Here is a 12,907-nt window from a genome sequence, read left to right on the forward strand (position 1 = left end):
GCCTTATTGGATAGTTTTTAAATAGCTATTATCGTTTAGGAACAAATACAGCTCGCCTAGGACATGCTTTTTCTCTTTTTCTGAAAGCAATGGTGAGTTTGCGATTCGTTCATTTAAGCTCTCTCTGATATCGACTACATCATAATCCATATCATCTAAAATATCAATGACAGATTGCGACTCGATAAAATCCGTAATCTCAAATCCGCCATCTTTTAAAATCACGGTTGCCTCATTTGGGTGAGCGAAGAGGTTGTGATTCATACCAAGCACCTCTTGATACGCCCCGACTAAGAAAAATCCGAGGAAATACTCTTCCTCTTCTGGGTCGATATCGTGCAAAAACAAAGGATTATGCTCTTTGTCAAATGTAATCTCGCCGTCGCTATCGCAGGTGATATCCCACAGCGTAGCCGAAAGCGTAGCGCGCTCGTCGAGGTGTTCGAGTGGCATGACTGGGAAATGCTGTTTAATGCCCCAAAAATCAGGCAAGGATTGGAAAAGCGAGAAATTTACCAAATACCGCTCTTGCGCGTTTCCGAGTGAATTTAAGAAATTTCCATACTCTTGCTTATTTCCCAAAAGCGCATAAGCCTTGCGCACGACCAAATGCACCAAAATTTCGCCATTTGAGCGATCTGTGAGATCCACATAGCCCAAATCAAAGAGCGTCAGCACGCTTTCCATGTGCGCCATAGCGTCATGCAGGTATTCAAGGGCGTTTGAGGGCTTTAACGAAGTGTAAAGATCGTAAAGCTCGGTGATGACTGGCGGATTTTCCTTTTTCAAAGCCAGTTTGGCCTCTGTGTATTCTTGGGTAAAAAGCTCCAAAACAGGCGCGACCAGCACAGCGTGGCTAGCTGCGACATAACGGCCACTTTCTATGAAAATATTTGGCTCGACCTCGTTTTTATCCTGCGCGATTGATTTTAAAAGAAAAACGACATCGTTTGCGTATTCTTTGAGGGTGTAATTTCTGCTGAAATTTTCCTTCACTTGCGAATATTCTATCGCCAAACCGCCGCCTAAATTTATCGAATTTAGATTTTTTGCACCCATTTTGCGAAGTTCGGCATAGATGTTTCCAGCCTCGACTAACGCCTTTTTGAGCGGGTGAATTTCGGTGATTTGCGAACCGATATGGAAATGAATCATCGTAAATTGCTCGATTAGATTATTTTTTTTGAGCAAATTTACAGCCTCGATTAGCTCGGTCGAAGTAAGTCCAAATTTGGAGTTTATTCCGCCACTTTTGACCCAAATTCCACTACCTGAATTGTGAAGTCGTATGCGAAGCCCGATAAATGGCTTTGGCGCAAAGCGCTCTTTGGCGGTTTCGATTATGGTTTTTAGCTCGTTTAGACCCTCGATTGTAAGCGTGATATTATGCCCCATCTCCGCGGCGATAAAGCCGATATTGATAAGCTCTTTGTCCTTAAAGCCATTTACGGTGATTGGCGCGTTGTCGTTGTTATACGCCATGGCTAAAAGTAGCTCTGGCTTAGAACCAGCCTCCAAGCCATATCCGTAAGGCTTGCCGATTTCGACCAAATTTTTCACAAATCCCGGGAATTGATTTACTTTGAGCGGATAGACGGCGTTAAATTTACCCTTGTAGTCAAATTCTTTTATCGCGCGGTTGAAATTCGAGTAAATTTCGACAATTTGTTTTTTGATAAGGTGCGGAAAACGAAGCAAAATAGGACCTCTAATGCCATCAGCCCTGATTTCTTTAACCATATCAACAAGTGGTTGTTTGAAGTCAGAATTTACGCACAACTTGCCAGAATCAATGACGAAATTTGAATTTCCCCAAATATTTAGTCCATAATCGTTCATACTCTATCCTTAAAAAAGTCTTCGATTTCGTTAAATTTAACCATGTCTTGGCTTTTATCCTCTAAATTTTTGCACCATACGCTAGCGTTTTTAAACTCGTCTTCGCCGATACATAGGCAAAATTTAGCCATTTTTGAATCTGCGCTTTTTAGGTGTTTTTGCAAATTTTTTGGCTCGTATGCGATATGAGTTTTGGTGATTGCGCGCAGTTTTTGTCCGATAGCAAACGCGCAAGACACGATTGCCTCGTCCATTGCGCCGATGTAAATTCCAGCTCGTGTGCTAGGGGCTTCTTTTAATTTTAAAATTTCGATTAGCCTTTCAATTCCTATCGCAAAACCCACGCCAAATGTGCTTTTGCCACCCAAAAACTCTACTAGTCTATCGTATCTGCCGCCGCCACCGACTGCGCTTTGTGCGCCAAGCTCACTGCTAACGAACTCAAATGCGGTTTTGCAGTAATAATCTAGCCCTCTAACCAATCGTTTGTCGATTTCGAAATTTAGCCCATTTGCAAGCAAAATTTCTTGCAATTTTTCAAATTCGCCTTTGCACTCATCGCTTAGATTATCGGTGATTAGTGGAGCGGCGGCAAGCTCGCTTTGGCAGGCTTCGTTTTTGCAATCAAGCACGCGGATTGGGTTTGTGATAATGCGCCTTTTGCAATCCTCGCAAAGCCTATCCTCGCGCTCATTTAAAAATTTGATTAGCTTGTTTTTATACTCTGGCATGCACGAGCTATCGCCTAGGGAGTTTAGTTTGAGCGTGGTTTTTACGCCTAGTTTGCGCAAAATTTCAGCTAGTAACAAAATCACGCTTGCGTCCTCATACACGCTTCCCTCGCCAAAACACTCTACGCCAAATTGGTGAAATTCGCGTAGTCTGCCTCGTTGCGGGCGTTCGTAGCGAAACATCGAGCCGGTGTAGTAAAATTTGCGCACGCCACCAGCCTTGTCAAATTTATTCTCGATAAATGAGCGAACGACCCCAGCCGTGCCCTCTGGGCGCAAGCAGACGCTATCGCCACTTTTATCGCTAAACTCATACATTTCCTTGCCGACTATATCGCTACTCTCGCCCACGCTTCGGCGAAACAGGGCGGTTTGTTCGAGTTTTGGGGTTTCGATTAGCTCAAATCCATAATTCCTCGCCACGCTCTCACAAACTTGCACGATTTTTGCGAAAAGTTCGGCTTCATAGCCCATTAGGTCGTTCATACCACGCAGTGCTTTAATCATCTATAAATTCCTTTATTTTTTTTGTTATTTTATCAATATCATCGTTTGCATTTACGATTAAAAAATTTAATTTTAGCTTTTGTAAGGTAAATTTTATCTTTTCTTGCACTCTAAGCAGATACTCCGCGCCACGAAGCTCGATTTTATCGTATCCCGCGCGAGTATTTAGCCTGGAAATCAAATCATCTTTACTAATCTCAAAAAATACAAATTTACCATAAATTTCACCACCAAGCGCGATTTTATTTAGCATTACAAGCTCGTCAAATTTAGCGTTTTCATCGTTGGCTAGGGCGTAGGCGATACCTGAGATGAAACTTCTATCACTTAGGATTAGATTGTGCGAATTTGGCAAAACAACCTTCTCGTGGTGCTCAGCGCGATCAGATAAAAACAAAAACATCTCAGCAGTTTTTGAGATACTTCCGCAAATTTGACCTAAATTTATGTGGTTGTCGCCGTTAAATTTGAAATTTTCGTTTAAAATTATACTACGCAAAATTTCGCCAAACCTCGTAGCGCCCGGTTCTTTGGTAACTATCGCGCCAGGATAAATTTCAGCTAGGCGCGATATTTGCGTGCTTTTGCCAACTCCGTCAATCCCCTCAAAGGCTACAAACATCAATTTTCCTTTTTAAGCAGTGGCAAAATTTGCTTTGGCACAAACTGCGAAACATCGCCGTCGTGGCGCAGTATCGTGCGAACCATAGAGCTCGAAATAAAGGCGTTTTTCAGGCTTGGCATCAAAAACACACTCTCAAATTTATCCCATAGCGATGTGTTTGTGTAGCTAAGCTGTAATTCGTATTCGAAATCGCTCACCGCGCGCAGTCCCCTAATACAAAAATTCGTGCCATGGGATTTGGCGAAATCGACTAGCAGGTTCGAAAACGGCTCGACTTTGACATTTTTTAGATCGCTAAGGGCAAGCCTTGTCATCTCTAAGCGCTTTTCTAGCGAAAAACAAGGGCTTTTGCTCTCGCTAAGTGCGATTGCGACGACGACCTCGTCAAAAAGCCCAAGGGCGCGTTTGATTACATCTAAATGACCATTTGTGATAGGATCAAAAGTCCCAGGATAGATACATTTTCTCATTTTTGCCACCTTTTAAAGAGATTGTTTGCCACGCCCATAGCGTCGCACCATTTGCCGATTATGAAATTTTGCATATCTTCTAAATTCTTCGCACCGCTGTATCCGCCGATAATGGGCGGAGCGATGATGACGCCGAGATTTGCTAACTCGCTCATTGAACGAAGCGAAATAGGCGAAAAGGGCATTTCGCGCACGCCAAGGATTAGTTTTTTGCGCTCTTTTAGCGCGACGGCTGCTGCGCGAGTGCTAAGAGTATCGGCGATACCTGCGTGAATTTTCGCTAGTGAATTGATAGAGCAGGGGGCAAAAATCGTAGCGTCTATACCAAACGAACCAGACGCCACACTCGCGCCAATATCGCTATCATCGAAGAATTTCACAGCTTGATTTTCGCTAATGAAATTTGCAAAATTTATATTATTTTCGGATTTTAAGACGATTTTTGCATTTTCGCTTATGATTGCGTAAATTTCGTTTGGTGTGGTCGATAAAAATTTGATTAAATTTAACCCAATTTCGCAAAAACTAGCACCGCTTACACAAACTAGGATTTTCATAAGCAAACTTTTTGATTTGGATTTAAAAAAGTGGAGCGGGAAACGAGAGTCGAACTCGCGACATCAACCATGGCAAGGTTGCGCTCTACCACTGAGCTATTCCCGCACGAAGTAAAAAAGAACTTGGATTTTAGCAAAAAATTTTTCATTTGTCAATACTTTCTAAAAAATCTAAGCATTATAGGGCTATCATCGCCAATATCGCTTAGTGCAATAGAGTTAAATTTCAATAAAGGCATTATCATAAACGAGCCGAATTTATCGCATTTTGCCTCAAATTTGCCACCTGCAAAATCGCCGAAAATTACATTTTCTCGTTTTGGATTGCATTTTATTTGCTCTTCCAAAAAAGCTTCAAAGCCTTCACTCATACAATCAAATTTTCCGCCTAAATAGCGCAAAATAGGGAGCATAAAAAGTAGCGATACAATGTAGGCTGCCATTGGATTTCCAGGTAGGACGAAAAAGAACTTCTCACCTTTTTTAAAGCATTTTGTAGGCTTTCCGCCGGGTTTTAAATTTATCCCGTTTAGGATATTTTCAAATCCAAGCCCGGTTAAGACCTTTTCCATAAAATCAGCCTCCCCGACGCTAGCTCCGCCACTTGTGATAACCACATCGTAACTTTCATAAGCTTTCTTCAAAGTATCCAAAACCACATTATAATCATCTTTTATAATGCCCAAATTTTCGCACTCAAAGCCATTTTGCAAAAGCAAAGCGCAAATTCCTGCCGAGTTCGCATCATAAATGCTAAAATCATCCGCCCTCTCGCCAATTCTCAAAAGCTCGTCTCCGCTCGAAAATAGGGCGATTTTTGGCCTTGCAAACACTTCAATCTCGCCCACGCCTTGGCTAGCTAAAAGCATAATCTCAGGCGGGGTTAGGGCTTTGCCTTTTTTTATTAGCACTTCGCCCACGCTAAATTCTTCGCCCGCTTTTCTATGTCCGTCGCCAAATTTAGGATTTTTTGGCATTTGTAGTTTTTCACCCACAAACTGGGCGTCTTCTAGGCGAATTACGGAATTTGCGCCCTTTGGGAAGGGTGCGCCTGTCATTATTTTTTGCGCTTGATTAGCTTTGATTTCATAAATTTGCTTAGCCCCTGCAAAAATAACAGGCTCTACGATTTCTAAACTCTCTCCCTCAAATTTGGCATTATAAGCATATCCGTCAAGCGCAGAATTATCAAAAAGCGGCGAATTTCGCAAAGCTTTAAAATCCATAGCCAAAATTCGCCCTAATGCAAAATTTAAGCTAACAAACTCACTTTTTAAATTTAAATCAATGCTAGAAATTACCGAATTTATCGCTTCATTTAGGCTTTTCACTCTTCAAGCCTTTTTATTTTTGCGCCAAGTTTTGCGAATTTTTCCTCTAATTTCTCATATCCGCGGTCTAGGTGATATATGCGATGCACGCGCGTAGTGCCACTTGCTGCAAGAGCCGCTAAAACAAGAGCCGAGCTAGCGCGCAAATCTGTCGCCATGACATCAGCGCCTGCGAGTTTGCCACCCTTGATTGTAGCGATATTGCCGTTTAGTTTGATATCTGCGCCCATGCGGTTTAGTTCGCTCACATGCATAAAGCGGTTTTCAAACAGCCTTTCCTCGACCGTGCTAGTGCCCTGCGCGACGCAGGTTAGCGCCATAAACTGCGCTTGCATGTCGGTCGGAAAGCCCGGATATTCGGTAGTGATGATTTTGGTTGCTTTGATTTCGTCTGTTGGCAAAATGGTGATTTTAGAGTCGTTGCCGCTTCCTAAAATTTCAAATTTAAATCCCATATCCTCAAATTTCGCTAACACAGCGCCCAAATGCGCAGGATTTACGCTTGTAACGCTGATTTTAGAATTTGTTATCGCCCCGGCGCATAGATATGTCCCAGCCTCGATACGATCGGGGATTACGGTGATTTCGTTGATATTTAAAAGTTCGCCCGCTGTGCCTGTGATTTTAAGCTCGTCAGTGCCGATTCCTTCGATTTTTACGCCAGCACTAGCTAGGGCTTCGCACACAGCCACGACCTCTGGTTCTTTGGCGGCATTTATTATGCAAGTCTCCCCGCTAGCAAGCGCAGCCGCCATTACGACATTTTCGGTGCCTGTAACGGTGATTTTATCAAACGAAATATTCGCACCCTTTAATGCGCCCTCGCACACGACATAGCCTTCTTCGATTTTGACCTGCGCGCCCATTTTTTCGACTGCCCTTAGGTGCAAATCAATCGGCCTTGCCCCTATCGCGCATCCGCCTGGCATGCTAACTTCTGCCTTGCCAAAACGCGCTAGCAATGGACCAAGAACTAAAATCGAAGCGCGCATTTTGCGCACGATGTCATAAACTGCCTTAGTTGAGTTTATCCCTCTTGGATCAATTACGGCGGTGTGAGCGTCTAGATACTCGCATTTTGCGCCTAAATTTGCCAAAAGCTGGATTAGGGTTTTGATATCTGAAACATCTGGTAAATTTTTAATTGTAACTGAGTTTTTGGATAGTATAATTAGCGCGATTAGCGGTAGTGCCGCGTTTTTGGCGCCTGAGATTTTTATTTCGCCACTAAGCTTAGCTTCGCCTTTGATTTGTAAATAGTGCATTTTCTCTCCATTTTGATTGCAAAAATTTCGCCGTGATTATACATAAATTTGCTTTAAAATTACTATTTTATTACATTTGGTTGCTAAAATGAAAACACATTTTGTATTTTTTAAGGTAGTTTATGAAAAAAATTTTTGCTTTATTTTTAGGGGCGTTTTTGATGAGTGGCTGCTCGTGGCTAGCTCCGTTTTCATCGCCTGCAAACCCCACTACGCAAGCAGACTATGAGGTTTATGAGGATAACTCTGGCTCATCACAAATCCCAGGAAATACCTACAACACAACACTCATTTCATGGGTCGATAAATACACCGGAACTAGGGTAGGCGGGGATTGTAGCGGGTTTATCACAGCGCTAAATTCTAAAAACAAAGAGATTTTTTTCAACTCAAAAGAGCTACCTAAATACTTCACAAACGGCAGAAAATCACAAGCGATTTATAATTATTACAAAAAACGCGACCTAATCGCGCACAAAAACCCGCGAGTAGGGGATTTAATATTTTTCCAAAACACCCTTCAATCAAATAAAAAACGCATAAACAACGAAATCAGCCATATCGGCGTGATCCGCGAAATTTACGCAGATGGCAGGATAAAATTCGTGCATAATTCGCGCGGTAGAAACAAGGTCGATTTTGTAAATTTAAACAAAAAAAATACTCACAAAAACGGCAAAAAAATCGAAAATAGCTATATCGTGCGCTGCGGAAGCAACAAGATTTCTTGCCTAGCTTCAAATCGCTTCGCAGGATATGGTCGCGTAAAACAATAAATTTTAGGAAATTTATGCAAATGGCAAATTTCGGACAGGTCGGCAAGGTCACGCTAGCTATCATCATCGCAAACTGCGTGCTTTTTGTCCTAGCGAATTTAATCCCAAATTTGGGCGCGTATTTGGGGCTAAATTTGCTATTTTTTGACGGATTTTTTTGGCAAATTTTATCATCATTTTTCATGCACGCTGGAATTGCGCATTTGGCGATGAATATGGCTGTGTTGTATCAATTCGGTTCTATTTTAGAGCGATTTTTCGGTAGCGTTAAATTTACGATTTTGTATTTTGGGCTTGGAATTTTTACAAATTTAATCTGCCTGATTTACATTTTTTGCGCTTACAAATTTATGGGACAAAATATAAATTTAATCGGCGCGAGTGGCGTAATCTGCGCGCTTTTGGGCGTGATTTTGTGCTATGAGAGGCAAAATTTAAAAAGCGTTTTGGCTATGGTTGCGCTTATTAGCTTTGCTCCGCTTTTGCTAGCTTCAAATGTGGCGTGGTATGCGCATTTGATAGGGTTTGGGGCAGGGTTTGGATTCGGCAAGATACAGCAAAAATTTAAAATTTTGTAAAATTTTGCGTAAAATTATACGAAAAGGAAATTTATGAAACAAATTTATTTTATCAGACACGCCAAAGCCGAGGCTTTCGCACAGACAGATTTCGAGCGCAAACTAAGCCAAAAGGGCGAAGATGACGCAGGCAGGCTAGGGGAGCTTTTGGCAAAAGAGGGGATAGCGCCTGATATCATCATCACTAGCCCTGCCAAACGCGCACTAAAAACCGCCAAAATCATAGCCAAAAATATTGGCGCCAAAGATATTTTAAAAGAAAAAAAAGAGCTTTACGACATCAGCACGCGAGAGCTAGCGGAGTTTGTGCGCATGCTCGATGAAAAATACAAAGTAGTTTTCATAGTAGGCCACAACCCCACAATCGGCGCAGTGTGCGAGTATTTCAGCAACTCAGTAATCGAAAAATTCCCAACTTGTGCGATTTTCGGATTAGAATTTGAAGCGGAAAATTTCGCTGAGATTAGCGAGCATAGCGGGAAAGTTTTGCTTTTTGATTATCCAAATTTGCATTTACAATAGATTTTGCAAGGGAAATTTTAAAGTATTTTGCAAAATTTAAACGCCAAAACGGCGTTTAAATTTATAAATTTTATCTCGCAACGCAGATTATTCCGCTGCGCCGAGCGTTCGCTCTCTTTTGTCGATACTTATCTGTCCGGCGTAGAGATTGCGGTATTGCGCGTGCAGGTTGTATCCGTCGAAATCGTCGTCCTTATAGACGGCCTTGTAAAGATCGATCGCCTTTTTTATCCTGAAATGTAGGCTGTCGCGCGGATACTTGACATCTTTGCTATACATTTTGTTGAAAATATAATTCAGCAAGATAAACGCCTCTTTTCGCGTTAAATTTTGCTTGTTTTTGAAAAACTCTTTTTCGTCGAAAATCAGCACGAAACCATAGTTAGAATCGGTGTTTGTTTCGGTTTCGTTATAGTCAAATTTGACATAAATTTTCTCTTTGATTTGCACGAATTTCATTTCGTTGAAATCGAATTGAAAATAGTTCGGAACGCCCCTAAAATTCGAACGCCCACCAAATTGCTTTAAATATAAATTTTTATTATCGCCGATTATTACAACATCGAAAAGCATATCAAACCTTTATCATATATATAATTCATAATTTTAATAAATTTGGGTAAAAACTCGGTAAATTTGTAAGCCAAATTTCACAATTTTCAATGAAATTTAAACGAAATTTTGCGCCAAATTTTCGCGATGATCGATACTCAAACACCCCACAAACACATTGCGATACTGCGCGTGCATATTGAATTTATGGTCTTTTTCTTTGGTGAAATTATAAATTTTGTTTAAAAACTCAATCGTTTTTTTTATTTTTGCGTGCAGGCTGTCGCGCGGGTATTTGACATTTTTGTCATAAATTTTATCAAAAAGATAGCTTAACATATAAAAAATCTCTTTTTTAGAAAGGTGAGTTTTGTTGTTTATAAAAAATTTATTGTCCTCGAAAACGAGGTAAAATCCGTAGTCCAAATCAGATTTGCAACCTGTGGATTTGATAGAAAGTTTGTTGTTTAGCTTGACGAAAGACATCGCAGAAAAGTCGAATTTTAGGTAGTGGGGGACGCCGTTTAGGTTCGAGCGACCAAACCGCTTTAAATATAAATTTTTCGTATCGCCAATTAAACTGATATCAAAAAGCATGTCAAACCTTTCTCATCTGATTGGTCTGGGCATTATAGCACAATAAATTTAATATAAAATTAGAAGCGTGATTACATTTTAGGTTAGGGCGGATTATTAGGGCGGATTAATGGGCTAGGGCACAGATACACCCTCATAGCCCAAAATTCGATTATATAGTTTTGATCTTATTTTGCCAAATTTGCCTTTTTTTAATCTTTTTCTGCCCATAAATTCTCTTTATAAATACCCAAAATTTCGATTTTATCGTTAGTTATGCGAAAAGGAATTACATAGCCTTTATAAATTAAGTCTTTTGTATTTTTATTGCTTGTTAGTTTATTTTGGCGATAACTAAACGGCATAAAGGGGATTTTATCTATTTTGGTGTAAATTTCATTATAAAATTTCTCTGCCCTTTGATATCCATCGTGCTGTGCGATAAACTCTACGATAAACATTAATTCATTTTCAAAGCGTTCTTTATAAGCGATTTTACGCATATTTTTCTTTCAAATTTGCTAAATGTTTATCGGTGCGCTTTTTCATCTCATCGGCACTAATAAATTTTAATTCACCTTTTTCTAGTAGTCGCAAAGTATCTTTCAAATCCGCTTCATCTTTTTCGCTCATAATATGTATTTTGCGTTTTGTGTTTTTTTCAAGTATAAATTTTAAATCGTTATGACTTTTTAAAAATGCGTTTAAAGCGTTAAAAATGCTTTGGTTTCCGTTTTCGATTTGTAAAGCTATTTGCATATTATTTCCTTTCAAGTTCTTTATTATCAAAAATCGTAACGATGACAACCTTCTTGTGTTTGTGCTGGCATAGATTTGATACGATATTTTCCATTTTCGATAGAAATAATCATAGGTTTATTGTTTTCGTTATATTTTAAGCCCATTTGACCTTGTGCATCTTTGACAACACAAGGCATAGCAATTTCGATTGTGTTATCATCATTTATCTTTGAAACTTCATATCCTATCAGAATTTTAGAAGTCATTTGTCCTTTATAAGTATCATAATGTCCTTTATAAGTATCATAATTATCAAGGTTTTTAACAATTCTATCTTTTAAGTCCTCTTGTGTAAGTGGCAGTCCTGCCTCAGAAGGCAAAACTTGACTTGAATAAAAATCTAAAATGTCGATGTCGCCAGCTTCTGCCATTATAGCCATTGCTCTTGCAAAATCTGCCACACTTTGATTATTGTCTAGCACAGCATCATCAATATCTGCCATAAGCGAACTAGAACCTAACATTGCCATAAGCGCAACACTTAATAATGATTTTTTCATTTTTATCCTTTTATGTTTTAAATTTTATTTTTAGTATTGAAAACTGCAATTTTCATTTTTACTTTTATATCCAAAGCCCCTAATCTACAAGATGATAAAAATTCTTGAACTAGTTTTTGGTATAAAAATATGTTTCATTATGTTATCTTATTATTACTTAAAAAGCATTAAAGAAAAGATTTAGATTTAGATAACCTTATTTGTGATAAATGGCAAGGAAAACTTGATAGAGCGTATTTAAATGGAAAAAGATTGTATTCTAGGATTTTCATTAAGCACATAGCTGATACTAGATAGAAATAAGCGAATTGAAGAATAACAAATTCTCAAATCCTAAAAGATTTAAGAATTTGTGCTTGTTGTTTTTTCAAAATTCCTAGAATTTTAATCTGTGTTTTTGTAATGCGAAGCACTATTGATTAAAATTAGAACATACTCGGAAGAGCATAAGAATTTATATTTACTTGAGATTGATTACGAGAGCCATTTTTCTTTTTGCCTTGATTTGACTTTTTATTTTGTGCTACTTTTTTATTGCTTTGTGCTGATTTCTTTTGCGCTTGTGCTACCTCTTGTTTAAGGGCTTTGTTTTCTTGTTCTTTTGCATTAAGTTTTGCTTGTAATTTCTCAACCTGAATTTGGCACTCTAAAAGTGTTTGACAACTAGGACTTGCCATAAGCAAACTAGAACTAAAAGCTAACGCTAAACTACCTAAAAATATTTTTTTCATTTTGACTCCTTGGGTAAATTAAAGTTCACTATTCTACCCCTCCCACTTTAAAATTGAGTAAAATTTGTGGAATTTTTTGGGGAATTTTAAATTTTTTTGATTTTTATTGTGAGTAAGTGCGAAGCAATGACGAATTATGCAAAATTTGCCCGCTATTGTCATTGCGAGCTTTCGTAGAAAGCGAAGCAATCTACGAATTTAAAAATTTAAAGCGTGTGTTTTTGCTGTCATTGCGAGCGTAGCGAAGCAATCCAGGGAAATTCAGATAAATTTTAATTAATTCAAATTCTCTCTAAATTTTACTGGATTGCTTCGTCGCCTTGCTCCTCGAAACGACACGGATTGTGGCGTTTGGTTATTTTAGCTCGTAGATTGCCACGCTCGTTATACACTTGCTCGCAATGACGAATTATGCAAATTTTGCCCGCTATTGTCATTGCGAGCTTTCGTAGAAAGCGAAGCAATCTACGAATTTAAAAATTTAAAGCGTGTGTTTTTGCTGTCATTGCGAGCGTAGCGAAGCAATCCAGGGAAATTCAGATAAAT

Annotated in this window: 17 protein-coding genes and 1 tRNA gene; 3 read left to right on the top strand and 15 right to left on the bottom strand. The window is 39.3% G+C overall.

The features are described from left to right. Positions 1 to 3 precede the first annotated feature (3 nt). The 8 genes from speA to murA all read right to left on the bottom strand — a co-directional run bounded on the left by speA (position 4) and on the right by murA (position 7,325). Positions 4 to 1,839, bottom strand: coding sequence for a biosynthetic arginine decarboxylase (gene speA / locus OFO00_RS04385; RefSeq protein ID WP_270865031.1), 1,836 nt, complete (start codon positions 1,837 to 1,839; stop codon positions 4 to 6). Continuing rightward, complete coding sequence (hisS, locus tag OFO00_RS04390) at positions 1,836 to 3,077, bottom strand: histidine--tRNA ligase (RefSeq protein ID WP_270865032.1); 1,242 nt, start codon at positions 3,075 to 3,077, stop codon at positions 1,836 to 1,838. The genes speA and hisS overlap by 4 nt, the downstream gene beginning before the upstream one ends. Next, a complete protein-coding gene (gene tmk, locus OFO00_RS04395) occupies positions 3,070 to 3,699 on the bottom strand; it encodes a dTMP kinase (protein WP_270865033.1) in 630 nt (209 codons plus the stop codon). Before tmk ends, hisS begins: the two co-directional genes overlap by 8 nt. Next, a complete protein-coding gene (gene coaD, locus OFO00_RS04400; RefSeq protein ID WP_270858864.1) occupies positions 3,699 to 4,172 on the bottom strand; it encodes a pantetheine-phosphate adenylyltransferase in 474 nt (157 codons plus the stop codon). The genes tmk and coaD overlap by 1 nt, the downstream gene beginning before the upstream one ends. Beyond that, on the bottom strand, positions 4,169 to 4,729 hold the full coding sequence (locus tag OFO00_RS04405) for a UbiX family flavin prenyltransferase (RefSeq protein ID WP_270865034.1): 561 nt from the start codon (positions 4,727 to 4,729) through the stop codon (positions 4,169 to 4,171). The genes coaD and OFO00_RS04405 overlap by 4 nt, the downstream gene beginning before the upstream one ends. Before the next feature lie 31 nt (positions 4,730 to 4,760). After that, positions 4,761 to 4,835, bottom strand: a tRNA-Gly gene (locus OFO00_RS04410). Positions 4,836 to 4,881: 46 nt separating this feature from the next. After that, a complete protein-coding gene (locus OFO00_RS04415) occupies positions 4,882 to 6,060 on the bottom strand; it encodes a molybdopterin molybdotransferase MoeA (RefSeq protein WP_270865035.1) in 1,179 nt (392 codons plus the stop codon). Next, the gene (gene murA / locus OFO00_RS04420) at positions 6,057 to 7,325 is read right to left on the bottom strand and encodes a UDP-N-acetylglucosamine 1-carboxyvinyltransferase (protein ID WP_270865036.1); all 1,269 of its coding nucleotides are present in this window, start codon (positions 7,323 to 7,325) and stop codon (positions 6,057 to 6,059) included. The genes OFO00_RS04415 and murA overlap by 4 nt, the downstream gene beginning before the upstream one ends. Positions 7,326 to 7,447: 122 nt before the next feature. Between murA and OFO00_RS04425 the strand changes: the two genes are divergently transcribed. Genes OFO00_RS04425 through OFO00_RS04435 form a run of 3 tightly spaced genes read left to right on the top strand, consistent with a single transcriptional unit; the run spans position 7,448 to position 9,201 of the window. Further along, positions 7,448 to 8,101 carry an NlpC/P60 family protein gene (locus OFO00_RS04425; protein WP_270865037.1) on the top strand — a complete coding sequence of 218 codons (654 nt, stop codon included), beginning with the start codon at positions 7,448 to 7,450 and terminating at the stop codon, positions 8,099 to 8,101. A gap of 20 nt (positions 8,102 to 8,121) precedes the next feature. Next, entirely contained in the window at positions 8,122 to 8,679 is a 558-nt protein-coding gene (locus tag OFO00_RS04430; protein ID WP_270865038.1) for a rhomboid family intramembrane serine protease, read from the top strand. Between the two features lie 33 nt (positions 8,680 to 8,712). Next, positions 8,713 to 9,201 (top strand): SixA phosphatase family protein, encoded by a 489-nt coding sequence (locus tag OFO00_RS04435; RefSeq protein ID WP_270865039.1) that lies wholly within the window; start codon positions 8,713 to 8,715, stop codon positions 9,199 to 9,201. Between the two features lie 87 nt (positions 9,202 to 9,288). Here the strand turns inward: OFO00_RS04435 and OFO00_RS04440 are convergent, their stop codons facing one another. The 7 genes from OFO00_RS04440 to OFO00_RS04470 all read right to left on the bottom strand — a co-directional run bounded on the left by OFO00_RS04440 (position 9,289) and on the right by OFO00_RS04470 (position 12,798). Further along, a complete protein-coding gene (locus OFO00_RS04440) occupies positions 9,289 to 9,774 on the bottom strand; it encodes a hypothetical protein (protein ID WP_270865040.1) in 486 nt (161 codons plus the stop codon). Positions 9,775 to 9,870: 96 nt separating this feature from the next. Next, positions 9,871 to 10,350, bottom strand: a complete 480-nt coding sequence (locus tag OFO00_RS04445; RefSeq protein ID WP_270865041.1) for a hypothetical protein — start codon at positions 10,348 to 10,350, stop codon at positions 9,871 to 9,873. A gap of 191 nt (positions 10,351 to 10,541) precedes the next feature. Beyond that, positions 10,542 to 10,832 carry a type II toxin-antitoxin system RelE/ParE family toxin gene (locus OFO00_RS04450; protein WP_270865042.1) on the bottom strand — a complete coding sequence of 97 codons (291 nt, stop codon included), beginning with the start codon at positions 10,830 to 10,832 and terminating at the stop codon, positions 10,542 to 10,544. Beyond that, a complete protein-coding gene (locus OFO00_RS04455; RefSeq protein ID WP_270865043.1) occupies positions 10,825 to 11,088 on the bottom strand; it encodes a hypothetical protein in 264 nt (87 codons plus the stop codon). The genes OFO00_RS04450 and OFO00_RS04455 overlap by 8 nt, the downstream gene beginning before the upstream one ends. A gap of 26 nt (positions 11,089 to 11,114) precedes the next feature. Next, positions 11,115 to 11,630, bottom strand: a complete 516-nt coding sequence (locus OFO00_RS04460; protein ID WP_270865044.1) for a hypothetical protein — start codon at positions 11,628 to 11,630, stop codon at positions 11,115 to 11,117. 425 nt (positions 11,631 to 12,055) lie between these two features. Continuing rightward, positions 12,056 to 12,361 carry a hypothetical protein gene (locus OFO00_RS04465; protein WP_270865045.1) on the bottom strand — a complete coding sequence of 102 codons (306 nt, stop codon included), beginning with the start codon at positions 12,359 to 12,361 and terminating at the stop codon, positions 12,056 to 12,058. Between the two features lie 299 nt (positions 12,362 to 12,660). Further along, positions 12,661 to 12,798, bottom strand: coding sequence for a hypothetical protein (locus OFO00_RS04470; protein ID WP_270865046.1), 138 nt, complete (start codon positions 12,796 to 12,798; stop codon positions 12,661 to 12,663). Positions 12,799 to 12,907 lie beyond the last annotated feature (109 nt).

It is taken from the genome of Campylobacter sp. VBCF_04 NA7 (genome assembly GCF_027737405.1).
Taxonomy (GTDB): Bacteria; Campylobacterota; Campylobacteria; order Campylobacterales; family Campylobacteraceae; genus Campylobacter_B.